This is a genomic window from Facivitalis istanbulensis, assembly GCF_040560405.1.
Lineage (GTDB): Bacteria > Pseudomonadota > Alphaproteobacteria > Sphingomonadales > Sphingomonadaceae > Sphingomonas > Sphingomonas istanbulensis.
Genome location: NZ_JAVSCQ010000006.1, coordinates 104350 through 128201, shown reverse-complemented (window position 1 = coordinate 128201; position 23852 = coordinate 104350). Strand labels below are relative to the sequence as shown.

Sequence of the window (23852 nt, the reverse complement as noted above, 5' to 3'; positions counted from 1 at the left end):
GATCCCGATGACCGATACCGCCCCGAACCGCGACATGGCGGCACCGTCCGCCGCGTCGGAACAGAGCCTGACCGAACAGGACCCGGCCACCGACGCCGGTGTCCCGGATCCCTCCCCGCCCAAGAGGATCAAGACGAGCCGCCGCACGATCGCCATCATGGCCGCGGTGTTCGTCGCCGGCGTCCTGCTCATCCTCTACGCATGGCGGCTATGGCCGTTCACCAGCCCGATGGTCACGACCGAAAACGCCTATGTCCGGGGCCAGATCACCGCGATGGCGCCCCAGGTGGCGGGCTATGTCGTCGAGGCGGACGCACGCGATTTCGCGCATGTCCGGCGCGGTCAGGTGCTGTTGCGCATCGACGACCGCATCTATCGCCAGCAGCTCGACGCCGCGCTCGCCCAGCTTCGGATCGCCAAAGCCGATCTGGCGAACTGGTCGCAGACGCTGGCGCAGAACGAGGCCATGCTGCGCACCCGCCAGGCCGATCTGGCCCAGGCGGGGGCGGAGCGCGCGCGCGCGCAAGCGGACATCGCCCGTGTCAGCGAACTGGCCTCGCGCGGGTCGGTGAGCGTGCGTGAACGCGACCAGGTGCTGGCGACCGAACGGGCCTCGGCCGCGTCGATCGAACGCGCGCAGGCCGCGCTCGAGGGGCAACGCCAGACGATCCTGGCGACCCGGGTGTCGCGCGAATCGCTGGAAGGCCGCGTCGCCCAGGCGCAGGCGCAGGTCGATCTCGCGCGCATCAACCTTGCCAACACCGTGATCCGCGCGCCGCGCGACGGGCAGATCAGCGAAGCCTCGGTCCGTGTCGGCCAATATGTCCAGGCCGGGTCGCAGCTGATGTTCCTCGTCCCCGATCAATTATGGGTCGTCGCCAATTACAAGGAGACGCAGACCGCGCGGATGCGGCTGGGCCAGCCCGCCAGCTTCACCGTCGACGCGCTCGACGGAGCCCGGCTGACCGGCCGGGTCGAGGAACTGGCGCCCGCGACCGGATCGGAATTCAGCGTGCTGCGGCCCGACAATGCCAGCGGCAACTTCACCAAGATCGTCCAGCGGCTCACCGTGCGCATCCGCATCGATCCCGGTCAGCCGATGGCCCAGCGGTTGCGCCCCGGCATGTCGGTGGTGGCGAGCGTCGATACGGCGGCATCGCCTTCGCCCGGGGCGACGCGATGATCGCCCGGTCGCTGTTCGCCGCGAGCGCGCTGGCCCTGCTTGCGGGTTGCGTGCCCGCGCATCGCCCTCCCCCGGCGCAAGCCAGCGTCGCCGCGCCGCAGGATTGGCGCGAAACGGTACCCGCCGGGGCCGTGCCGGTCTCGGCGGACTGGTGGCGGCAGTTCGGCGACCCGGCGCTGGCGGCCACCATCGAGCGCGCGCTGGCGAACAATTCCAACGTGCTGATCGCCGCCGCGCGCATCGACGAGGCCGAGGCGCAACTTCGGCTCGCCGGAGCCGCGCGCCGCCCGACACTGAACGCGAGCGGGGGCGCCGCCTATGACCGCTCGCTCAGCCAGGTGACCGGGCAACCCACCGAAGTCTTCGCCCTTCGTCCCCAACTGGGCGCGAACTGGACGCTGGACCTGTTCGGGCGGCTGCGGGCGCTGAACGACTCCGCGCGAGCCGCCTATGTCGCGAGCGTCGCCGACCGCGACGCCGTGCGCCTGTCGATCGCCGCCGCGACCGCGCAAGCCTATGTCACGCTGCTGTCGATCGATGCCCAACTGGCGGTGACCCGCCAGACATTGGCGTCGCGGACCGAGGCGCGCCGCATCGCGCAAGACCGCGCCGATCTGGGCTATAGTTCGCAGCTGGAACTGACCCAGGCGCAATCGGAATATGAGGCGGTAGCGCAGGCGATCCCGCAGTTGGAGCAGGCCCGGCGGTTGCAGGAAAACGGGCTGCGCCTGCTGACCGGCGATCTGCCCGGCCCGGTCGCGCGCGGCACGCTGATCGCGCTCGCGGTGCCGCCCGTCCCCTCGCTGCTGCCATCGGACCTGATGCGACGGCGTCCCGACATTGCCGCCGCCGAAGCGCGGCTGGCGGCGGCGGACCGCGTCATCGCGTCACGCCGGGCGGAGTTCCTGCCCGATGTCACCCTGTCGGCATCGGGTGGCGCGCTGTTCGTCGACAAGCTGAACTATGATCCGGTGTCGATCTGGAGCCTGGGCGCGAGTGTCCTCGCTCCGCTGTTCCAGGGTGGCCGCCTGACCGCCCGGCTCGATCAGGCCAATGCGCAGCGCGACCAGGCCGCGCTCGCCTATCGCGACACGACGCTCCGCGCGTTCGGCGAGGTGGAAAACGCGCTGACCAGCGAGCGACGGCTGCGCGAGCAGATCGACCGCGCGCTTGCGCGCCGCGCCATCCTGCAACGCTCGCTCGTATTCGCCCATGATCGGTTCCGGGGCGGCTATGCCTCATATCTCGACGAACTGGATGCGCAGCGGAATCTGTTCTCGGTCGAGCTGAACGCCATCGGTGTCCGCGAGCAGCAGCTCAACGCAATGATCCGCCTGTGGGCCGCGCTTGGCGGCGGTTGGGACACCGCCGCATCGGCCAGCCATGAACGATAATGTCCCGGTCGCTCTTTCCACGACCGATCGCGATCGATAGGCTTGGCGCATGACACCGCATGCGCGGCCCCCGTTCGGCGGGCCACATCAGGAAGGTTGGCAATGATCCACAGACGCTCATCCCCGATCCCGTCGCCGCGCAGGAGGGCCGACGCTCCCCAATCGCCGCATAAGGGGATGACGCATGCGTGACGAAGCCGTCGATCCCCTAACCCCGGCCCATTATGATGTCGTGATCGTCGGTGGCGGCCATGCCGGCGCGCAGGCGGCGATCGCCTTGCGCCAGGAGAAGTTCGCCGGGACGATCGCGATCATCGGCGCGGAGCCCGAACTGCCCTATGAACGCCCGCCCCTGTCGAAGGACTATCTGAGCGGAGACAAGGTCTTTGATCGGCTGTTGATCCGTCCCGCCACCTTCTGGGCCGAGCGCGACATTGCGTTCATCCTGGGCGAGCGGGTGGTCAAGGTGGACGCGACAGCGCGAACGCTGAACACCGATACCGGGCGACAGGTCGGCTATGGCGAGCTGATCTGGGCGACCGGCGGCGAGCCGCGCCGCCTGAGCTGCGACGGGCACCATCTGCGCGGTGTCCATGCGATCCGCACCCGCGCCGATGTCGACCGGCTGCTGGGCGAACTCTCCCATGCCGAACGGATCGTGGTGATCGGTGGCGGCTATATCGGGCTGGAAGCCGCCTCGGCGCTGGTCAAGTTCGGCAAGGCCGTGACGCTGGTCGAAACGCTCGACCGGGTGCTGGCACGTGTCGCCGGTGAGGCCTTGTCCCGCTTCTATGAGCAGGAGCATCGCGCGCACGGGGTCCGGCTTCTGCTGGCATCGGGCGTGTCGTGCATCGAGGGCGATGACAGCGTCCGTGGCGTGCGGCTGGCCGATGATGAGATCCTTCCCGCCGACATCGTGATCGTCGGGATCGGCATCATCCCCGCGATCGAACCGCTGGCGGAGGCGGGCGCCGAAGTTGGCAACGGCGTGATGGTCGATGCGCAATGCCGCACCAGCCTGCCTCATATCTATGCCATCGGCGATTGCGCCGCCCATGCCAATCGCTTCGCCTCGGGCGGGGTGATCCGCCTGGAGTCGGTCCAGAATGCCAATGATCAGGCCGTCGTGGCGGCGCGGACGATCGTCGGGCGCGAGGCGTCCTATGATGCCGTCCCGTGGTTCTGGTCGAACCAATATGACCTGAAACTGCAGACGGTCGGGCTGTCTACCGGCTTCGACACGGCGGTGCTGCGCGGCGATCCGGCTAGCCGCGCCTTCTCGGTCGTCTATCTGCGCGATGGCCGCGTGATCGCGATCGATGCGGTCAACGCGGTCAAGGATTATGTCCAGGGCCGCGCCCTCGTGTCGAACGGCGTAGAGGCGTCACCCGCGGACATCGCCGATACGACACGCCCGCTGAAAGATCTGGGCTGACGCCGCCACGCGGCGACAGCGACACTGCCCCCATGATCGGACTGTACCCCCCGGCAAAGACCGGGGGCGGTTCGCGACGACAAGGCCGATCATCCGGTCGCCCGCCCGGTCACGGCATGGCGATCAACACTCGACGACGTTGACCGCCAGGCCGCCCAGGCTCGTCTCCTTATACTGAGACTTCATATCCTCGCCGGTCTGGCGCATCGTTTCGATCACCTGGTCCAGGCTGACGATATGTCGTCCATCGCCGTGCAGCGCGAGATAGGCCGCGTTGATCGCCTTGATCGCCCCCATGGTGTTGCGCTCGATACACGGAATCTGCACCAGCCCGCCGATCGGATCGCAGGTCAGGCCCAGATTATGCTCCATCCCGATCTCGGCGGCATTCTCCACCTGCTGGGGTGAGCCGCCCAGCGCCGCCGCCAGCCCCGCCGCCGCCATGGAACAGGCGACGCCGACCTCGCCCTGGCATCCCATTTCCGCCGCCGAGATGGAGGCGCGCTTCTTGTAGAGCATCCCGACCGCCGCAGCCGTCAACAGCAAGGTCCGCACGCCGTCGCGCGTCGCACCATGGACGAACGCCTCGTAATAGCGCAGCACCGCCGGGATCACGCCCGCCGCGCCATTGGTCGGTGCGGTGACGACCCGGCCGCCGGCGGCATTCTCCTCATTGACCGCCAGCGCCCAGAGGCTGACCCATTCGAACACCAGGCTGGGGTCGGTGCGTGGTCCCCGGTCGAGCAGCTTCTGCTTGATCGCCTGCGCCCGCCGCTGCACCTTCAGCCCGCCCGGCAGGATGCCGGAGGCCGAGCAGCCCCGCTCGATCGCGCCGACCATCGCATCGCGCACGCGGTCGAGAAAGGCATCCGTTTCGCCATCCTCGCGCCAGGCCGCCTCGTTCGCGCGGACGAGCTGGGCGATGGACAGGCCCGTCTCGGTCGTGCGTTCGAGCAATTCCGCACCGGACCCGAAAGGGTGCGCCAGCCGCCGGTTGGTCCCGCTCTGCTCCGCCCCTTCCATGCGGATCACGCCGCCACCGATCGAATAGAAACGACGCACAACAGTGCTGCCATCGGGCAAGAAGGCGGTAAAGACCATGCCATTGGGATGCGCAGGCAGGAAACTCGGGCGGAACAGCAGGTCCGCCTCGATATCGAAGGCCAGATCATGCCGCGCGTCGAGCGCGAGGCGCCCGGTCTGCGCGATCGCCGCCAATATCGCCTCGATCGCATCGGGATCGATCGTCTCGGGCGTCTCGCCCGCCAGGCCCAGCAGCACCGCACGATCGCTGTGATGGCCGCGCCCCGTCAGCGACAGCGACCCGAACAACTCGGCCTGGACCCGCTCCGGGATCAGCCCGGTATCGAGCATCTCGACGGCAAAGGCCTTGGCCGCGCGCATCGGACCGACGGTGTGCGAACTGGACGGGCCAATGCCGATCGTGAACAATTCGGTGACGCTGACCGCGGCAATACTGTCATCGCCGCGCGCGAGGCTGGACATAGGAGTAACAGGCAGGGTCACGATCGTTCCAATGGCAACGGCTTTCCCCGTGCCTAATCGAATCGCTTCACCCGTGCCAGCCACTGTGTCGGCGCGCGCGACCTCAGGCGGTCAGCGGGGCAAGATGCTCGAAATCCTCGCGCGCCAGCGGCTCCTGGAACTGGCATCCCGCCGCGAAATCATCCGCCCAGACGACCCGTGCCGACACCTGCCCCACCTGCGGCAGCCGCAGCCAGATATTCATCCCCCGGTGCAGCGCCGTGTACGTCTGTAGCCGCACCCCGTGCAGCGAGATATCGAGGACGCGACACAGCGCGCGGGCGAGACCGCCTTGATCATACTCCGAATCCGCAGCACGCGCGGCTCGACGAGTCGGAATTTCGGCGGGTTCAAATTCTGCGGCGAACATGGGGATATGCTATCCGGCGCTGGTTAACGCATCGCAAACCAGAAACCCCACCGCCGCCTTTCCACGCAAAAAACCCGGCACCTCCCCATGGAAGGTACCGGGTCCTGTCGCGATCGTCCCGCCATCAACGGCGGAGAAGGACGATTACTTGCGGAGCGTGAGACCGCCACCGAAGCGCTTGTTGAAGCGCGCAACCTGACCGCCCGTGTCGAGCATGGTGCCACGGCCGCCGGTCCAGGCCGGGTGCGCCAGAGGATCGATGTCCAACTGCATCGTGTCGCCTTCCTTGCCCCAGGTCGAGCGGGTCTCGAACACGGTGCCGTCGGTCATCTGCACCTTGATCATGTGATAGTCGGGGTGCGTGTCGGTCTTCATGATATTGCTCCGGAAAATGGCTGGTTCCGACCAGCCTGAAAGCTCAAGGCGCGGCCCATAGCGGACCGCGCCCCGTTAGTCAAAAACGTGCTGATCGCCTCAGGCCGCCTTGGGCGGATCGGCGATCATTGCGGTGAAGTTCGCCTCCGCCACCGCCACGCCGTCGATCCGGGCGACGCCGGCGAACTTGCAGACGCTCGACCGCTTCTGGACGAATTCGACCTCCAGATGGAGGAGGACACCGGGTTCCACGGGCTTGCGGAACTTGGCCCCGTCGATCGCCATGAAATAGACGAGCTTGCCCGATCCGGCGAGGCCCAGGCTCTCCACCGCCAGGACACCGGCGGCCTGCGCCAGCGCCTCGACGATCAACACGCCCGGCATGATCGGACGGCCGGGGAAATGCCCCTGGAAGAAGCCCTCGTTGATCGTCACCGCCTTCACCGCGCGGATCGACGTGTCGAGGATGATCTCCTCGACACGATCGACCAGCAGCATTGGATAACGATGCGGCAGTGCCGCCATGACCCGTGTGACGTCCAGCGGGCCCATGACGGTCTTCACTTCATCGGCCACGGACCTGTTACCGGCCGCTGTTCTGACGACGCGCCGGGGCGGTCGCCGCCGGAACGGTCGCGGCGGGAACCGGGGCACCGGCGGCCGGCGCCGCACCCTGCTGGCCCGGCTGCCAGTTCGCCGGCGGCGTGATGCTGACGGTCGGGGCCAGCTTGTCAAGTTCGGCCGTCACCGCCGAGGTGATGTCGGCGGTCGGCTGCATGAACAGCACCGCCTGCGGGCTGACCAGCAGGCTGACATTCTTGGCGCGGACCGCGTTCTGCACCGCTTCGCCCAGACGGGCCTGCAACTGCTCGACGGCATAGGTCTGCGCCCGGACGGCGGGCTGGGTCAGGCGCTGCAATTCCTGATTGGCGGCCTGCTGCTTCGATTCGATCTGCTCGGCCTGGGTCCGCAGCGTCGCCTGATTGGCATTGGGCTGCGACCGTGCGGTCTGGAACGACTTGACCAGCGGTTCCAGTTCGCGGGTCAGCGCGGTGCGACGCGCCTCGGCCTGGTCGAGCTGCGCCTTGTAGGTGGTCTCGATCTGCTGGCGGGCGGTGGCCCAGGCGCGCGAACCGGCGATCGCACCCTGCGGATCGGCCACGGCGACACCGCCGACCTGCGCCTGCGCGGTGGTGGCGACGGTCGCGGCCGGGGCCACCAGGGCCGCCGCGAGGAGGAGCTTGGAAATCGTCTTCATCAGAACTGCGTCCCTACGTTGAAAGTGATGAGCTTGGGGTCGTCGCCCGCCTGCGTGATCAGCGCCTTGGCCAAGTCGATGCGCAGCGGACCGAACGGCGAATTCCAGTTCACGCCGACACCGATCGACACGCGCGGCTTCCAGGTGCCGGCGTAGAATTCCTCGATGGCAAAGGAGGTGTTTTGCAGCGCGGTATTGGCCGACGTGCCCGAACAGGCGACATTGCTACCCAGCGGCGCGTAGCCGGTGGGACAGATCGTCTGCCGGCCCGAATTGGGATCACCCTGGACCGTTGGCACGACATAAAGCGGCCGTCCCTGGCCATCGGTTGCGGTGACAGGGGCCAGCGTGGGCGAACCATCCTTGTTGAACAGCGGCTTGCCGTTGGAGTCCTTGGCTTGCGGGAAGTTGAGCGAGGGCAGCGGGCGGGTGATGCCCCACAGGCTGCCCGCCTGGACATAGATGCTCGGGCGCAGGCCCATTTCGCGCGCACCCGAACCCAGCGGCAGTTCGAGTTCGGCGCGCGCCAGATAATAGGCCCGACCGCCCAGCGCGTCGTCGACGATCTGGTCGCGATTGGTCTGCTTCGTCTGGCTGCCGTCCGTTCCGATGACATAGGGCACGCGCAGCACGCGCGGTCCGACACCGCGAATGTCGAAGCCTCGGAATTGCGGCTCGCCGAGATAGAAGCGGTCGACGATACGAACCGGATCGATGCCCGGCCCCCGGCTGCTCTCCAGCGAATGGATATAGCCGCCCTCGCCCAGCAGCGAGAACACGAAGCCCTTGCCCAGGCCCATGAACTTGGCGCCCTCGGCGCGGGTGCGGATATATTTCACGTCGCCGCCCAGACCGGCAAAGTCCTGGCTGAACGAGAAGCGATGGCCGGCGGTCGGGCGCAGGCGGCTGTTCAGGCTGTCATAGATCAACGAATAGCCGATGGACGAAGTCCAGCGATTGCCGATCGAGTCGCACAGATACCGCCCCGCCTGCTGATAATTGCAGGTGCCGTCGAGGTTGAAGAAGGACGACGCAAGCCCAACCTCGTCATAGGTCAAACCGTAGCGGCCCGACAGCGACCAATATTCGGTCAGCGGCACACCCGCACGCACCTGGAAGCCGGTCGACACCTGACTATAGGTCGTCTGCCGGGTCGTACCCAGATAGTTGAACGAGTTATAGTCGCGGCGGAACACGTCGACGCCCAGCGCGATATTCTTGTCGAACACATAAGGTTCGGTAAAGCCCAGTTCGATCGACTTGGAATAGGCCGAATAGTTCACGCCGGCCCGCAATTCCTGGCCCTTGCCGCGGAAGTTGCGTTGGGTGATGTTCGCCTGGATGATAAAGCGTTCCAGCGACGAATAGCCGGCCGACAGCTGTAGCGAGCCGGTCGACTGTTCCTCGACATTGGTTTCCAGCACGATGCGATCGGGCGTCGAGCCGGGGTTCTGCTTGATTTCCAGCTTTTCCTGGAAAAAGCCGAGCGAGTTGATGCGATCCTGGCTGCGACGGACCTGGAAGCTGTTGAAGGCATCCCCTTCGGCCACGCGGATTTCGCGCCGGGCGACCTTGTCCTGGGTCTGCGTATTGCCGTTGATATCGATCCGCTCGATATAGGTCCGCTTCGCCTCGGCGATGTTGAACGTGATCGACATGGTCAGCGTGTCCTTGTCACGCTGGAAGTCGGGGTTCACATCGGTGAAGGCATAGCCGAACAGGCCCGCCGTCTGGCTGAGGCTGTCGATCGAATCCTCGACCAGCTTGGCGTTGTACCAGTCGCCCTTCTTCATCGGCAACGACGCGGCCAGCTTGGCATTGTCGAAGTCGCGGATCTGGCTGTCGACCTTCACGTCGCCGAACTTGTAGCGCGGACCTTCCTCCACCACATAGGTGATGATGAAGTCCTTCTTGTCCGGGGTCAGCTCGGCGACCGCGCTGGTCACGCGGAAATCGGCATAGCCATGGGTCAGGTAGAATTGGCGCAGCTTCTGCTGGTCGGCGGCCAGGCGATCCTGGTCATAGCTGGTCGCGGAGGACAGCAGACGGAACCAGCGCGACTGCTTGGTGAACATCGCGCCGCGCAGTTCGTCGTCCGAGAATTTCTCGTTGCCGATGATGTTGATCTGGCGAACCTTGGACTTTGCGCCCTCGCTGATCTCGAACACGATATCGACGCGATTCTGGTCCAGATTGACCATCTTCGGCTCGACCACCGCGCCGAACCGGCCCTGACGGCGATAGAGTTCGACGATGCGGGCCACATCCTGACGGACGGCGGTACGCGTGAAGATCTGCCGCGGCGCGAGCTTGATCTCCTTCTTGATCTTCTCGTCCTTGAGGCGCTTGTTGCCCTCCAGGATCACCCGGTTGATGATCGGGTTTTCGCGCACGCGCAGCACGATGTCGCCCGTCTCGACGCCCGAGATCGAGAAATCGGCGAACAGTTCGGAGGCCTGAAGATCCTTCAGCGCCTGGTCGAGCGTTTCCGCCGAGTAGGGAATGCCCACCCGCAGCTTGGTGTAGGACAACACCGTTTCCGGCTCGATACGCTGGGCCCCATCGACCCGCAGCGTCTTGATGACGCGTTGCGGCGCAGGCGCGACCAACTGGGTGGGCGCACCATCGGCCGCCTTGCCGGCGGCAGCGGTCTGCGCCAGGGCGGGAACGCCCGACAGCATGGTGCCCGCCAGCAGTATAGCGCCCGCGCGCACAGTCTTCATACCCGTCATTGCTGTCACCAAACCCACCCCAGAAAAGTCGAACCGACCCCTGTCGTACTCGCGCCCTGCCCGATCGGCGTCACCCGATCAAGCTAGCGATATTTTTCCATAGCCCCAAATTGCCCAGATCGTTAAAGGTCACGAAGAGCATCAGGGCCAGAATTGCGATCATGCCGCCGCGAAACGCCCATTCCTGCGCCCCGGGGTCCAGCGGCCGTCGCCGAACCGCCTCGATCGCATAGAAGAAAAGATGGCCGCCATCCAGCATGGGCACTGGCAAGAGATTGATGAACCCCAGATTGATGGACACCAGCGCCACGAAGAAGACAAAGGCGTCGAGGCCCAGCGTCATCTGCTCGCCCGACACCTTGGCGATCGATACCGGGCCGCCCAGTTCCTTGACCGACCGCCGCCCCGAAATCACCTGGCCCAAAGTCTCGACCATCATCCGAACGATTTCGCCCGTCCGCTGCACCGCGACGACCGGTGCGCGGAACACGCTGACCGGGCGAATATCGACCGCGCCGTTGCCGCGCAGGCCCAGTCGGCCGATGCGATATGCGTTGCCGAACCGATCGCGCTGCTGCTCCACCCCGACCGTGGTGGCGGTGGTGAAGGGGCGGCCATCGCGTTCGGCGGTGATCGTCACCCGCTCGCCCGCGCGGATCTGCACATAACGGGCGATATCGGCGAAGTCGGTGACGTCCCGCGCGTCGATCGCGGTCACGCGGTCGCCGGGACGCAGCGTCGTCGCCGCGGCCGCGCTGCCCGGCATGACCTCCCCCACCACCGGCGGGATCACCGCCTCGCCATAAGCCAGGGCGAAGCCGGCGAGGATCAGGATGGCGGCAACAAAATTGATGGCCGGCCCCGCCGCGACGATGATCGCGCGCTGCCACACCGGCTTCGCCTGAAAGGTCCGCGCCCGCTCGTCGGGAGGCAGCGACAGCCAGGTCGTATCGGGCTGGCTCGCGGGATTCATGTCGCCCGCGAATTTCACATAACCGCCCAGCGGCAGCCAGCCGATCTTCCACCGCGTGCCGCGCCGGTCGGTAAAACCGGCGATTTCCCGACCGAAACCGATCGAGAAGACATCCGCCTTCACCCCGAACAGGCGTCCGGCGAGATAATGGCCCATTTCGTGAACGAACACGAGCGGACTGATGGCGAGGGCGAAGGCCAGGACGGTCAACAACAGGCCAGGGGTCTCGATCAAGCGACGCATTCCTCAACGCGCTGGGTCGCCAGCCCCCTCGCCTCCGCATCGACCGCGATCACCGCGTCGAGCGTCTCCGGTGGGGCCGGGTCGTAGCGATGGAGAACATCCTCGACGATTGCGGCAATTTCGAGGAAGCCGATGCGGTGGGCAAGAAAAGCCGCCACCGCGATCTCATTGGCCGCATTCAGGATCGCCGGGGCCGCCCCCCCGGCCTCCAGCGCCGCCCGCGCCAGCCGCAGCGCGGGGAAGCGCACCGGATCGGGCGCGGCGAAGTCCAGCCGCCCCAGCGCCACCAGGTCGAGCGGCGCCATCGGCGTCGGCATCCGGTCGGGCCAGGCCAGGCAATGCGCGATCGGCACGCGCATGTCCGATGGCCCCAGCTGCGCCAGCATCGACCCATCGACATAGTCGACCGCCGAATGGATGACGGATTGCGGATGCAACACGATCTCGATCCGGTCCGACGGCACGGGAAACAGGCGGGCCGCCTCGATCAGTTCCAGCCCCTTGTTCATCATCGTCGCGGAATCGACCGAGATCTTGGCCCCCATCGACCAATTGGGATGGGCTACCGCCTGTTCGGGCGTGACCCGGCGCATCTCCTCGGCCGTCGCCTGGCGGAAGGGACCGCCACTGGCGGTCAGGATGATCCGGCGGACCCGCTCGGGCCGATCGAAATCGAAGCACTGAAAGATGGCATTATGTTCGCTGTCGGCCGGGAGCAGGGTCGCGCCCGCCTTCGCCGCCGCCGCCAGCACCACTTCGCCCGCCGACACCAGCGGCTCCTTATTGGCCAGCACCACCGTCCCGCCATTGGCGATCGCCGCCATGGCGGGCTCCAGCCCGGCACAACCGACGATCGCGCCCATGGTCCAGTCGGCATGGAGCGCCGCCGCCTCGATCACCGCCGCGCGCCCCCCGGCCACACTCGTTTCCGTCCCCGCCAGCGCCTCGCGCAGATCCGGGAGGCAGCGTTCGTCCGCGACCACCGCGAGTTCGGCCCGGGTACGGCGGGCGGCAGCGGCCAGCCTGGCCACGTCGCAATTGGCGGTCAGCGTACGCACGCGGTAGCGATCGGGTTCGCGCTCGATCAGGTCCAGCGTGGAGGTGCCGACCGAGCCGGTCGCACCCAGGATGGTGACGCTACGCATGATGGATAGCCCCGGTCACGCCCACAGGCTCGGCGCGAGGATGAGCAGGGCGGCCACGGGGGCCACCGGCACGATGCCGTCCAGCCGATCCATCACCCCGCCATGGCCGGGCAGGACCGTGCCACTGTCCTTCACCCCGGCGCGCCGCTTGAGCGCACTTTCGAACAAATCGCCCATCTGCGCCAGCACCGCCAGCACCGGCGTCGCCATGACCAGATGCAGCGGCAAATGATGCGTCCAGCGCATCAGGACCGCGAGCAATGTCGCCGCCAGGATCCCACCGGCCAGCCCCGACCAGGTCTTGGCAGGGCTGATCGACGGGGCGAGCTTGGGTCCGCCAAACTGCCGTCCCGCAAAGAACGCGCCGCTGTCGCATGCCCAGACCAGCGCCATCGTCCAGAGCGACAGCATCAGGCCATCCTCCTGCAAGCGAATCGCCAGCAGCGAGAGGACCGGCAGGCCGACATAGAGCGCGCCAGCGCCATAATCGGGTCGGCGTGACACGATGGTCAGGAAGAAGAAGGCGGCGGCGATCAGGCCGAGCGCGAAGAAGCCCGGTCCCGCCGCCAGCCCGGGCGCCATGATCGCCAGCGGCACCGACAGGGTGAACTGCGCCAGCCGCTTCTGCCGGGCATCGACCTTCAGCAGATCCGACCATTCGGCCATCATGAACAGCCCGACGACGACGGCGAGCAGCCAGAAGGCCAGATCGCCCAGCGCCAGGCACAGGCTGGCCACCGCGATCATCACGATGCTGGCCAGGACACGCTTGGTCAGGTTGGACATGGCCTTGGGCGGCAAGGGGTCGGGCGCGCCCGACGCCGGAGATGCGGGATCGCTCACAGGCCGCCGAAACGCCTGTGTCGCCGGCCGAACTCCGCCACCGCATCGGACAGCGCCGCTTCATCGAAATCGGGCCAGAGCGTATCGACGAAGAGCAACTCGGCATAGGCCGCCTGCCACAACAGGAAGTTGGACAGACGCTGCTCGCCCGAGGTGCGGATGACCAGGTCGAGCGGCGGCAGGCCATTGGTCTGCAACTCGGCCTCGATCGCGTCCGGCGTAATCGCATCGACGGCGATCTCGCCGCCCGCGACCTTCATCGCCAGCCGCTTCGTCGCCTCGACCAGTTCGGCCTGCGCGCCATAGTTCAGCGCGATCGCCAGGATCGGGCCGCTATTGCCCGACGCCCGCTCGACCGCATCGTCGATCATCGCCACCAGGTCCGGCGCGAAGCGGCGATAGTCGCCGATGACGCGCAGCCGGACATTGTCCGACACCAGCTCCGCCAGATCCTTGCGCAGGAAGAGGCGGAGCAGTCCCATGAGGTCGCTGATCTCGGATTCCGGCCGCCGCCAGTTCTCCGAGGAAAAGGCGTAGAGCGTCAGCGCCTCGATCCCCATGGCGCGTGCAGCGCGCGAGACACGGCGAACCGCTTCGACCCCGGCCTTGTGGCCGGCGAAGCGGGGCAGCATCCGGCGCTTGGCCCAGCGGCCACTGCCATCCATGATGATCGCGACGTGACGCGGGACCGCACCCGTATCGGGCACGGCCACCAGCGACCCCAGAGCCGTCTGGGCCGAGGCGGCCGGGCGGCTCACTTGCCCAGGATTTCCTTTTCCTTGGCCGCCGCCGCCGCATCCAGCTCGGCGATCGTCGCGTCGGTTAGCTTCTGCACCTCGGTCTCGTGGCGCTTGCGCTCATCCTCGCCAAAGACGCCCTTCTTCTCGTCGGTCTTCAGGCTGTCCATGCCGTCACGGCGCACGTTGCGCACCGCGATCCGCGCGCTCTCGGCATATTTGCCCGCCAGCTTGGCCAGTTCCTTGCGCCGCTCCTCGGTCAGGTCGGGGATCGGCAGGCGCAGCGTCTGGCCGTCATTGATCGGGTTGAGGCCCAGTCCCGCCGAGCGGATCGCCTTTTCCACCGACGTGACGTTCGACCGGTCCCACACCTGGACCGACAACATCCGGGGCTCGGGCGCGGACACGGTCGCGACCTGGTTCAGCGGCATGTGGCTGCCATAGACCTCGACGGTCACGGGATCGAGCAGCGCGGTCGAGGCGCGGCCGGTGCGCAGACCGTTCAGGTCGTGCTTCAGCGATTCCACGGCGCCCTGCATACGGCGTTCGAGATCGGATTTATCATAGGCTGCCATGATTCAAGCTCCTGCGTTCTGAACGATCGTCGACACACCCTGTCCCGACAGCACGGCACCGAAATTGCCATGTTCGCGGATGTTGAAGACGACGATCGGGATATTGTTGTCGCGGCACAGCGCGATGGCCGAGGCGTCCATGACCTTCAGGTCGTCGGACAGCACCTTGGAATAGGTCACGGTTTCATAGCGCGTCGCGGTCGGCACCTTTTTCGGATCGGCATCATAGACACCGTCGACGCTGGTGCCCTTGAACAGCGCGTCGCACTTCATCTCCGCAGCGCGCAATGCCGCGCCGCTGTCGGTGGTGAAAAATGGCGAGCCGACCCCGGCGGCGAAGATCACCACGCGCCCCTTTTCCAGATGTCGTTCGGCACGTCGGCGGATAAAGGGCTCGCAGACGCTGGCCATCGGGATCGCCGACTGGACGCGGGTATCGACACCGATCTGCTCCAGCGCGTTCTGCACCGCCAGCGCGTTCATCACCGTCGCGAGCATCCCCATATAGTCGGCGGTCGCGCGCTCGATCCCCTTTGCCGCCGCCGACAGGCCGCGAAAGATATTGCCGCCGCCAACCACGACGCACAGTTCATATCCTTGCGCCCGCACATCGGCGATTTCCTGGGCCACGCGCGCGGTGATTTCGGGCGAGATAGCCAGACCGCCCTCACCCATCAGGACTTCGCCCGACAATTTCAAAAGGATACGTTTAAAGCGCGGGGTCGTCATTGTGTCTCGGATCTTGGTCATGAAAGTGGCGCGGACCTTAGGCGGCGTCCGGGCAGCGGGCAACCATGGTGCGGCGGACTGCGGGGTTTTTCGTGAAGCCGGGCATAGCCACCCGGCATGGGCGCCACGGTCGTCGGTGCCTTTCAACCCGGGCGCGATCCAGGTCCAGGCAAACCGCCGCGTCCTTTCCCGGCGAATTCGAACAGGATGCGGCGGGATCGGCACAGGAAACCCGCGCTCCGCATGTCACACGCAAAGGGAGCGACCACCCTGCGGCGACCGCTCCCCTTATCCGTCACCGTCCCATCACGGGACGGCCTGGAGATTACGCCTTCTGCGGAACGCCCGAAGCCGCCGCAACCTCGGCCGCGAAGTCCGAGGCTTCCTTTTCAATGCCTTCGCCCAGCTGGAAACGGACATAGTCCACCAGCTTGATCTCGGCACCGGCATCCTTGCCAGCCTTCGCCACGACATCGCTGATCTTGGTCTTGCCGTCGATCACGAACAGCTGGCTGACCAGCGCATGCTCCTTGCGGTACTTGGCGATCGAGCCTTCGACCATCTTGGCGATGATCTCGGCGGGCTTGCCCGATTCGGCAGCCTTTTCGGTCGCGATCGCGCGCTCACGCTCGATCTCGGCCTCGTCCAGGTCTTCCTCGTTCAGCGCCTTCGGGAAGGCGGCGGCGATGTGCATCGCCAACTGGCGGCCGAGCGACTGCAGGACATCGTCGGCGGCTTCCGATTCCAGCGCGACCAGCACGCCGATCTTGCCCAGGCCCGGCGCCTGCTGGTTGTGAACATAGGACACGACCGCACCCTTCGACACTTCGAGGCGCTTTGCGCGACGCAGCGACTGGTTCTCGCCGATGGTCGCGACGTTGTTGGTCAGCACTTCGGCGACGCTGCCGCCCTGCGGCATCGCTTCGGCCTTCAGCGCCTCGACATCGTCGCTGGTCTTCAGCGCGATCGCGGTCACGTCACGGACGAACGCCTGGAACTGGTCGTTCTTGGCGACGAAGTCGGTTTCCGAGTTCACCTCGACCGCCGCACCGACGGTGCCGTCGGTGGCCACGCCGACCAGACCCTCGGCCGCAGTGCGGCTCGACTTCTTCTGCGCGGCCGCGAGGCCCTTCGTGCGCAGCCAGTCCAGCGCGGCGTCCATATCGCCATTCGCCTCGGCCAGCGCCTTCTTGCAGTCCATCATGCCCGCGCCGCTCTTTTCGCGCAGGTCCTTGACCATCGCTGCGGTGATATCGGCCATTGTCTGATTTCCTCTGTCTGAAAAGGGGGATGCGGGTAGGGCCGCCCCATCGGAGGCGGCCCTTAGCACGGCTTGCGTTTCAAGCCGATGTCACTGGCCCATGGCAGGGCCATCGGGCCAGTGATCGCCCCGCCCGCATGGCGGGACAGATGCGTCGATTACGCGTCGATCTGGCGCTCGGCCTCGACGGCCTGCTCGACGGTCTCGACCGGAGCGACGGTCAGCGCTTCCTCGACGGGCGGCTCGATCATCGCGCCGAAATCGGCACCGCCACGGCGCTGCTGCTCGTGACCGCCACGGGTCGCGGCGATCGCCACGGCTTCGCAATACAGGCGGATCGCGCGGCTCGCGTCGTCATTCGCCGGAACCGGGAAGGCGATGCCGTCGGGCGAAACGTTCGAATCGAGGATCGCGACGACGGGGATGCCCAGCGTGTTGGCTTCCTTGATCGCCAGCTCTTCCTTGTTGGCGTCGATCACGAACATCACGTCCGGGATGCCGCCCATGTCGCGGATACCGCCCAGCGACAGCTCGAGCTTGTCGCGCTCGCGGGTCAGGTTCAGCACTTCCTTCTTGGTCAGGCCGTGCGTGTCGCCCGAGAGCTGCTCTTCGAGCGTCTTGAGGCGCTTGATCGAGTTCGAGATCGTCTTCCAGTTGGTGAGCATGCCGCCCAGCCAGCGATGGTTGACGAAGTGCTGGCCCGCACGACGAGCAGCCTCGGCGACCGGCTCCTGCGCCTGGCGCTTGGTGCCGACGAACAGGACCTTGCCACCGCCCGCGACGGTCGAGCTGATGAACTCCAGCGCGCGTGCGAAGAGCGGCACGGTCTGCGACAGGTCGAGGATGTGGACGCCATTGCGGTCGCCGAAGATGTAGGGCTTCATCTTCGGGTTCCAGCGGTGGGTCTGGTGGCCGAAGTGCGCGCCGGTCTCGACCAGCTGCTGCATGGTGACGACGGGAGCCGCCATAAGATAATTCCTTCCGGTTAGTCCTCTGGGAAGCGGATGACGCGGCGGGCAAAGCCCATGCGCACCAGAATATGATGCTTCCCATGCGGTGTTGAGGGGCGCGCCCTTACCCGATGCTCCCGCAGGATGCAAGCTGGTTTCGATGTTCACTTTTGTTCCAAACCCCATTGACGCCGGAACATTGTTAGAACATACAGCGATCACAACAGGGGTTGGAGCTTGCCGGCAACATATCGATGGCGAAACGTCGCGCAAACGCCACGACTCGCCTTAGTGTAACGCGGTAAGCAACGAAACTTGTGGGAATTTTCAGTTGTTACAATTCGGTTAAAACGCCGGATCGCGGACGACGGCAGGAGGCAGCATCATGATGACCGTGGTGAGTGTTCTGATTTTCACGGGCGCACTGGGCGCCGCCATCGCAACGATTGCGATGATGATCGCGCCGCAATGGCGTCGTATCCTGTATCTGGCGACCGGGCATGTCGAGCCCGCCTTCACGCCGCTCGCCACACTGGCCGTGGCGGAACGGCGGATCGCGGTCAGGCGCTGGTCGGCGGGCTCCCCGCCCCACGTTGTGCTGCACCGGCGGCGCGCAGCCGCTTGATGCGGGCATAGGCGATCATGCTGAACGGAATGCTGGCCAGATAGGCCAGGCACAGGACCGTTAGCGCATGCCACGGCGCGGACAGGAGGGCGACACCGAACAGGACGATGATCGCCAGCACTTCGAACCGGACATGACGGCGCAGGCGGAACGAGGTCGAGGAGAAGGTCGGCACGCTCGACACCATCAGCAGCGCGATCAAGGTGACCCATGGTGCCACCAGCAGCGGCGAGGCCAGAAAGGCTTCCCCGGTCCAGAACCAGAGATAGAGCGGCAACATCGCCAGCCCCGCCCCCGCAGGAGCGGGGATGCCGGTGAAATAGCCCGCCGTCTTGCGCGGCTGGTCAACGACATCGAGCTGCGAATTGAATCGCGCCAGCCGCATCGCGCAGAACACGGCCAGCAGCAGCGCGGCGATCCAGCCGATACGCGGCAATGTCCGGAGCGACCAGAGGTACAGGATCAGCGCCGGGGCGACACCGAACGAAATGGCATCGGACAGCGAATCGAGTTCGGCCCCGAACCGGCTTTCGCCGCGCAACAGCCGAGCGATACGACCGTCCAGACCGTCCAGCACCGCCGCGACCATGATCATGGTGACCGCGGGCTCCCAGGATTGGGCGATCGCGAATTTCACGCCCGTCAGGCCCGAACAGAGCGCCAGCGCAGTCACCGCATTGGGCGCGATCGCGCGCAGCGGAAGGCCGCGTGGTGGGCCCTTGCGAGCGAAGCGGGTGGGAATCGCCATGAACAGGACGCTTATTGCGCGATGCCGTTGATCGGCTTGCCGCCGACCCGACCCAGCACCGTCTCGCCCGCGACCGAGCGCTGCCCCAGGCAGACCTGCGGCATGACGTCATCGGGGAGATAGACGTCGACACGGCTGCCGAAGCGGATCAGGCCGACCCGCTGGCCGGCCGCGACCATGTCCCCCGGTTTGACGAAGCCGACGATCCGCCGCGCGACCAGACCGGCAATCTGGGTAAAGCCGATCTTGCGGCCATCGCGTCCTTCGACGACGAAATGCTGGCGCTCATTCTCGTCCGACGCCTTGTCCAGATCGGCGTTGAAGAACTTGCCCGAGATATAGACGACCTGGCGGATGGTACCGGCCACCGGGGTGCGATTGATATGCACGTCGAACACCGACATGAAGATCGACACGCGCACCAGCGGGGCATCGCCCAGTTCGCCGACCAGTTCGCGCGGGATCGGCACCCGCTGGATCATGGTGACGAGCCCATCGGCCGGGGCGACGATCAGATCGTCTCCCTGCGGCGTGGTGCGCACCGGATCGCGAAAGAAGGCGGCGATCCAGATGCACAGGCCGACAAACGGCCAGAACAGCACCTTGGTGACGAGCGTGGCGAGCAGGGTCAGCCCGACCCCGATCAGCACATATTTGCGCCCCTCGGGATGGACGGCAGGAAAGCGCCACTTGACCGTGGTCGTGGCGATGGGAGGCTTTTCAAGCGAAGGCATCGTGCCTGTCTACCGCCCCGCTGGCCATCGCACAATGTCTTCGCGCCCGACCGGTGCCATGGTTCTCGCGCCCGCCTACTGCCACGCGACCGCGTCCGGGGGTGGTTGATCCGGCGCGCCCCCTCCCCTAGACGCGTCGCAAACCTGCCAAATCGAAGGACTGCGCATATGGCGAAGATCAAGGTAAACACGCCCATCGTGGAGATCGACGGCGATGAAATGACCCGGATCATCTGGGAATGGATTCGTGAGCGCCTGATCAAGCCCTATCTCGATGTCGAGCTGGCCTATTACGACCTGTCGGTCGAGAACCGCGACGCCACCGACGATCAGGTGACGATCGACAGCGCCCATGCGACCCAGAAATATGGCGTCGCGATCAAGTGCGCGACGATTACCCCCGACGAGCAGCGCGTCGAGGAATTCGGCCTGAAGAAGATGTGGAAGTCGCCCAACGGCACGATCCGCAACATCCTGGGCGGCGTGGTGTTCCGCGAGCCGATCGTCATCAGGAACGTCCCGCGCCTGATCCCCGGCTGGACCCATCCGATCGTCGTCGGCCGCCATGCATTTGGCGATCAGTACAAGGCGACCGACTTCAAGGTTCCGGGCAAGGGCCGCCTGACCATGAAGTGGGAAGGTGAGAATGGCGAAACCATCGAGGAGGAAGTGTTCAACTATCCGGGCGCGGGTGTCGCCATGGGTATGTACAACCTCGACGAATCGATCCGCGACTTCGCCCGCGCCTCGATGAACTATGGCCTGGGCCGTGGCTGGCCGGTCTATCTGTCGACCAAGAACACGATCCTCAAGGCCTATGACGGCCGCTTCAAGGACATTTTCCAGGAAGTGTATGAGAGCGAGTTCGCCGAACAGTTCAAGGCGGCGGGCATCGAATATCAGCACCGCCTGATCGACGACATGGTCGCCTCGGCGCTGAAGTGGCACGGCGAGTTCGTCTGGGCCTGCAAGAACTATGACGGCGATGTGCAGTCGGACCAGGTTGCGCAGGGCTTCGGCTCGCTGGGCCTGATGACCTCGGTCCTGATGACGCCCGACGGCAAGACGATCGAGGCGGAAGCCGCGCACGGCACCGTGACCCGCCACTATCGCCAGCACCAGCAGGGCAAGGCGACCTCGACCAACCCGATCGCCTCGATCTTCGCCTGGACCGGTGGCCTGAAGTATCGCGGCAAGTTCGACAACACCCCCGACGTCGTACGCTTCGCCGAGACGCTGGAAAAGGTCTGCATCAAGACCGTCGAGAATGGTCACATGACCAAGGACCTCGCCATCCTTATCGGCCCGGACCAGCCCTGGATGACCACCGAGCAGTTCTTCGAGGCGATCCGCGTCAACCTCGAAACCGAAATGGGCAACTGGCAGTAAGTTCTACTGTACGGTGATGGAAAAGGGCTCGAAGACATTCTCTTCGGGCCCTTTTCCGTATCTTAATCGGCGGTCCTCGGCGTGGGCGGGCCAGGACGCGACTATTGCCCCTCACGCTCCAGATAGGCGATGACGTCCGCCCGCGAGAGAGGGTCGGCGAGGCCGGAAAAGGTCATCTTCGTCCCCGGCGCGAAGCGCTGCGGCGACGTCAGCCAGCGATCCATCGTGGCGCGATCCCAATGCCCGCCGACGCTGCTCAGCGCGACGGTATAGCCATAACGGTCGCTCCCGCCGGCCACGGCCTTGCCCATGATGCCATGGAGATTCGGCCCGGCACGATCCAATTCCCCCTTGCCGATCGTGTGGCAGGCCAGACAATGGCCGAAGACCCGAGCCCCCTCATCGGGATCCGCCACACGCATCAGCGCGTCCAGCGAGGGATGAGGCCCCGCCGCCTTCAGCCGTTCGGCCCGCTCGTCGCCTCCACCACAGCCCGCCAAGGCAAGCATCAGCAGGACGGACAGGGCGGCAGTGCGGAAAAGGCGTATCATCGGGATCGCCTAGCGCCATGGAACATGGTCCGGCATTGGACCGATCGTCCCATCTCCATTCAGGATAGGAACGGACCTGACAAGCGCGACAAAGCCGGGTTAGGGTAGCGTCATGGCACTACGGCTCGACAATCAAGGTTTTTCCGACGCGCTCGTCATTCTGGGATCGGCGGGGATCGTCATCCCGGCCTTTGCCCGCTTCCGGGTCAGCCCGGTCATCGGCTTCATCCTGGTCGGCATGCTGGTCGGCCCGGCGGGGCTCGGATCGCTCGTCCCCGACGCGCCCTGGCTTTATTATCTGACCATCACCCATCCCGAATCGATCGAACCCTTTGCTGAATTCGGCATTATATTATTGCTGTTTTCCATCGGGTTGGAGCTGTCTTTTCGCCGATTATGGGCGATGCGCAGGCTGGTGTTCGGCACCGGTGCGGCCGAACTGATCGGCTCGGCGGTCCTGATCGGAACCGCGCTGCACCTGCTGGGGCAGAACTGGGCGGGGGCGATTGGGCTGGGCCTGGCGTTGACACTGTCCTCGACCGCGCTGGTGCTGCCGCTGGTCGGCACCACCAGCCCGGTCGGGCGCGGCGCCTTTGCGATGTTGCTGTTCGAGGATCTGGCGCTCGTCCCGATCATCTTCGCCCTGGGCGCGATGGCCCCGACGGCCAGCGACGAAGGCTGGGTCGGCATTGCGGGTGTCGCGTTGCGCGGCGGCGTCACGGTCGTCGCCATGTATCTGGGCGGCAAGCTGGTCCTGCCGCGCCTCTTTGCCCAGGCGGCGCGGACCAAGAGCCCGGAACTGTTCCTGTCCGCCTCGCTGCTGGTCGTGATCGTCGCCAGCGTCGCGACGACGGCGGCGGGCCTGTCGCCGATCGTCGGCGCGCTGCTCGCCGGGTTGCTGATCGCCGAGACCGAATATCATTCCGAGGTCGAGGTGATGACCGCGCCGTTCAAGGGCCTCGCGCTCGGCGTATTCCTTATCACCGTCGGCATGAGCCTGGACCTGCGGCTGATCGCCCGCAACTGGGACACGCTGCTGCTTGCGGTCATCGGTGTCGTCGCGGTCAAGGCGATCGTCACCTATCTGCTGCTGCGGGTCGCCCATGCCCGCCGCGCGGTCGCGGCGGAAACGGGGCTGCTGATGGGCAGTCCGTCCGAAACCACGCTGATCGTGCTGGGCACGGCGGCGCAGGCGCAGTTGATCCTGCCCTCCACCGCCAGTTTCTGGCAGACCGTGACCGCGATCGGGCTGACCATCACGCCGCTGCTCGCCAAGGCCGGCCGCGTCATCTCCCGCCGGATCGAGGCGCGGAGTAGCGACGGTCCCGCGACGCCCGCCGCCGATCAGGATGGCGGACAGACCGTCATCATCGGCTTCGGCCGCGTCGGCAAGATGATCGCCGACATGCTGACCATTCATGGCCAATCCTATATCGCGGTCGAAGCCGATATCGATTCGGTGACCGAAGCACGACGTTCGGGCTATCCGGTCCTGTTCGGCGATGTCTCGCGCGCCGAACTGGTCGACCGGCTGAACCTGCCAGCAGCCCGCGCGCTGATCCTCACCATGGACGATCCGGTGCTGACCGTGCGGCTGGCACGGCGTATCCGGCAGGCCGCGCCCGACCTGCCTATCATTGCGCGCGCCCGCGACATGGCGCATGCGACCGAACTCTATCGCGCGGGCGTCAGCGAAGCGGTGCCCGAGACGCTCGAAAGTTCGCTGCAATTGTCGGAGGCGGTCCTGGTCGATCTGGGGGTCGCAATGGGGCCGGTGATCGCGTCGATCCACGAGAAGCGGGATGAACTGCGTCAGGTGATCCGGCGCGAAGCGCAGTTGCAGCGCGAGCCGCGCCTTCGACGCCTGAGACGACTGGGGGAACAGGAATAGCGCCTGACAAGGTCGCCAAGACCCACCGACAAACGGCTTTTGGGCGCCGGGGCGGACCGGGTGCCCATCAGGAACAGTCGAGACTATCCCCTTCCGATATCAGGCACATTTTCCAGCGGAGCGGATGAACTATTCCATCCGCTCCGCCTTGACAGCGCGTTCCGGC

Annotated in this window: 23 protein-coding genes; 6 read left to right on the top strand and 17 right to left on the bottom strand. The window is 66.0% G+C overall.

What is annotated here, in order from left to right; genetic code table 11:
* Positions 1-7: 7 nt before the first annotated feature.
* The 3 genes from RN629_RS06245 (at position 8) to RN629_RS06235 (ending at position 4012) form a co-directional block, all read left to right on the top strand.
* Positions 8-1183 carry an HlyD family secretion protein gene (locus tag RN629_RS06245; RefSeq protein WP_407034404.1) on the top strand — a complete coding sequence of 392 codons (1176 nt, stop codon included), beginning with the start codon at positions 8-10 and terminating at the stop codon, positions 1181-1183.
* A complete protein-coding gene (locus RN629_RS06240) occupies positions 1180-2577 on the top strand; it encodes an efflux transporter outer membrane subunit (protein ID WP_407034403.1) in 1398 nt (465 codons plus the stop codon). The genes RN629_RS06245 and RN629_RS06240 overlap by 4 nt, the downstream gene beginning before the upstream one ends.
* A gap of 184 nt (positions 2578-2761) precedes the next feature.
* Entirely contained in the window at positions 2762-4012 is a 1251-nt protein-coding gene (locus RN629_RS06235) for an NAD(P)/FAD-dependent oxidoreductase (protein WP_407034402.1), read from the top strand.
* Between the two features lie 123 nt (positions 4013-4135).
* Here the strand turns inward: RN629_RS06235 and RN629_RS06230 are convergent, their stop codons facing one another.
* The 14 genes from RN629_RS06230 to rpsB all read right to left on the bottom strand — a co-directional run bounded on the left by RN629_RS06230 (position 4136) and on the right by rpsB (position 17766).
* The gene (locus tag RN629_RS06230; RefSeq protein WP_407034424.1) at positions 4136-5518 is read right to left on the bottom strand and encodes an L-serine ammonia-lyase; all 1383 of its coding nucleotides are present in this window, start codon (positions 5516-5518) and stop codon (positions 4136-4138) included.
* A gap of 103 nt (positions 5519-5621) precedes the next feature.
* Entirely contained in the window at positions 5622-5927 is a 306-nt protein-coding gene (locus tag RN629_RS06225) for a PilZ domain-containing protein (RefSeq protein WP_407034401.1), read from the bottom strand.
* Positions 5928-6071: 144 nt separating this feature from the next.
* Positions 6072-6302, bottom strand: coding sequence for a 50S ribosomal protein L31 (gene rpmE, locus RN629_RS06220; protein WP_042487709.1), 231 nt, complete (start codon positions 6300-6302; stop codon positions 6072-6074).
* 99 nt (positions 6303-6401) lie between these two features.
* Positions 6402-6854 (bottom strand): 3-hydroxyacyl-ACP dehydratase FabZ, encoded by a 453-nt coding sequence (gene fabZ / locus RN629_RS06215; RefSeq protein ID WP_407034423.1) that lies wholly within the window; start codon positions 6852-6854, stop codon positions 6402-6404.
* Positions 6855-6885: 31 nt separating this feature from the next.
* On the bottom strand, positions 6886-7560 hold the full coding sequence (locus tag RN629_RS06210; RefSeq protein ID WP_407034400.1) for an OmpH family outer membrane protein: 675 nt from the start codon (positions 7558-7560) through the stop codon (positions 6886-6888).
* A complete protein-coding gene (gene bamA, locus RN629_RS06205) occupies positions 7560-10292 on the bottom strand; it encodes an outer membrane protein assembly factor BamA (protein ID WP_407034399.1) in 2733 nt (910 codons plus the stop codon). Before bamA ends, RN629_RS06210 begins: the two co-directional genes overlap by 1 nt.
* 70 nt (positions 10293-10362) lie before the next feature.
* Complete coding sequence (gene rseP, locus RN629_RS06200) at positions 10363-11499, bottom strand: RIP metalloprotease RseP (protein WP_407034398.1); 1137 nt, start codon at positions 11497-11499, stop codon at positions 10363-10365.
* A complete protein-coding gene (locus RN629_RS06195; protein ID WP_407034397.1) occupies positions 11496-12653 on the bottom strand; it encodes a 1-deoxy-D-xylulose-5-phosphate reductoisomerase in 1158 nt (385 codons plus the stop codon). The genes rseP and RN629_RS06195 overlap by 4 nt, the downstream gene beginning before the upstream one ends.
* Before the next feature lie 15 nt (positions 12654-12668).
* Positions 12669-13439, bottom strand: a complete 771-nt coding sequence (locus tag RN629_RS06190) for a phosphatidate cytidylyltransferase (protein WP_407034422.1) — start codon at positions 13437-13439, stop codon at positions 12669-12671.
* A gap of 53 nt (positions 13440-13492) precedes the next feature.
* The gene (gene uppS, locus RN629_RS06185) at positions 13493-14161 is read right to left on the bottom strand and encodes a polyprenyl diphosphate synthase (RefSeq protein WP_407034421.1); all 669 of its coding nucleotides are present in this window, start codon (positions 14159-14161) and stop codon (positions 13493-13495) included.
* Between the two features lie 89 nt (positions 14162-14250).
* Positions 14251-14808 (bottom strand): ribosome recycling factor, encoded by a 558-nt coding sequence (gene frr / locus RN629_RS06180; RefSeq protein WP_407034396.1) that lies wholly within the window; start codon positions 14806-14808, stop codon positions 14251-14253.
* A gap of 3 nt (positions 14809-14811) precedes the next feature.
* On the bottom strand, positions 14812-15537 hold the full coding sequence (pyrH, locus tag RN629_RS06175; RefSeq protein ID WP_407034420.1) for a UMP kinase: 726 nt from the start codon (positions 15535-15537) through the stop codon (positions 14812-14814).
* A gap of 325 nt (positions 15538-15862) precedes the next feature.
* Positions 15863-16798, bottom strand: a complete 936-nt coding sequence (tsf, locus tag RN629_RS06170; protein ID WP_407034395.1) for a translation elongation factor Ts — start codon at positions 16796-16798, stop codon at positions 15863-15865.
* Positions 16799-16956: 158 nt separating this feature from the next.
* Entirely contained in the window at positions 16957-17766 is an 810-nt protein-coding gene (gene rpsB / locus RN629_RS06165) for a 30S ribosomal protein S2 (RefSeq protein ID WP_407034394.1), read from the bottom strand.
* Positions 17767-18133: 367 nt separating this feature from the next.
* Here rpsB and RN629_RS06160 point away from each other — a divergent pair, with 367 nt between their 5' ends.
* Positions 18134-18373 carry a hypothetical protein gene (locus RN629_RS06160; protein WP_407034393.1) on the top strand — a complete coding sequence of 80 codons (240 nt, stop codon included), beginning with the start codon at positions 18134-18136 and terminating at the stop codon, positions 18371-18373.
* On the opposite strand, the gene pssA is transcribed toward RN629_RS06160, so the two are convergent.
* Together pssA and RN629_RS06150 are read right to left on the bottom strand one after the other, a co-directional pair.
* Positions 18309-19121 (bottom strand): CDP-diacylglycerol--serine O-phosphatidyltransferase, encoded by an 813-nt coding sequence (gene pssA, locus RN629_RS06155; protein WP_407034392.1) that lies wholly within the window; start codon positions 19119-19121, stop codon positions 18309-18311. The genes RN629_RS06160 and pssA overlap by 65 nt on opposite strands.
* A gap of 11 nt (positions 19122-19132) precedes the next feature.
* A complete protein-coding gene (locus tag RN629_RS06150) occupies positions 19133-19855 on the bottom strand; it encodes a phosphatidylserine decarboxylase (RefSeq protein ID WP_407034391.1) in 723 nt (240 codons plus the stop codon).
* Between the two features lie 168 nt (positions 19856-20023).
* Here RN629_RS06150 and RN629_RS06145 point away from each other — a divergent pair, with 168 nt between their 5' ends.
* Positions 20024-21244: an NADP-dependent isocitrate dehydrogenase gene (locus tag RN629_RS06145; protein ID WP_407034390.1), complete on the top strand. Its 1221-nt coding sequence runs from the start codon at positions 20024-20026 to the stop codon at positions 21242-21244.
* Between the two features lie 101 nt (positions 21245-21345).
* Here RN629_RS06145 and RN629_RS06140 read toward each other — a convergent pair whose 3' ends face one another.
* On the bottom strand, positions 21346-21795 hold the full coding sequence (locus tag RN629_RS06140) for a c-type cytochrome (protein ID WP_407034389.1): 450 nt from the start codon (positions 21793-21795) through the stop codon (positions 21346-21348).
* Between the two features lie 112 nt (positions 21796-21907).
* On the opposite strand from RN629_RS06140, the gene RN629_RS06135 reads away from it, so the two are divergent.
* Entirely contained in the window at positions 21908-23686 is a 1779-nt protein-coding gene (locus RN629_RS06135) for a cation:proton antiporter domain-containing protein (RefSeq protein ID WP_407034388.1), read from the top strand.
* Positions 23687-23852: the final 166 nt, after the last annotated feature.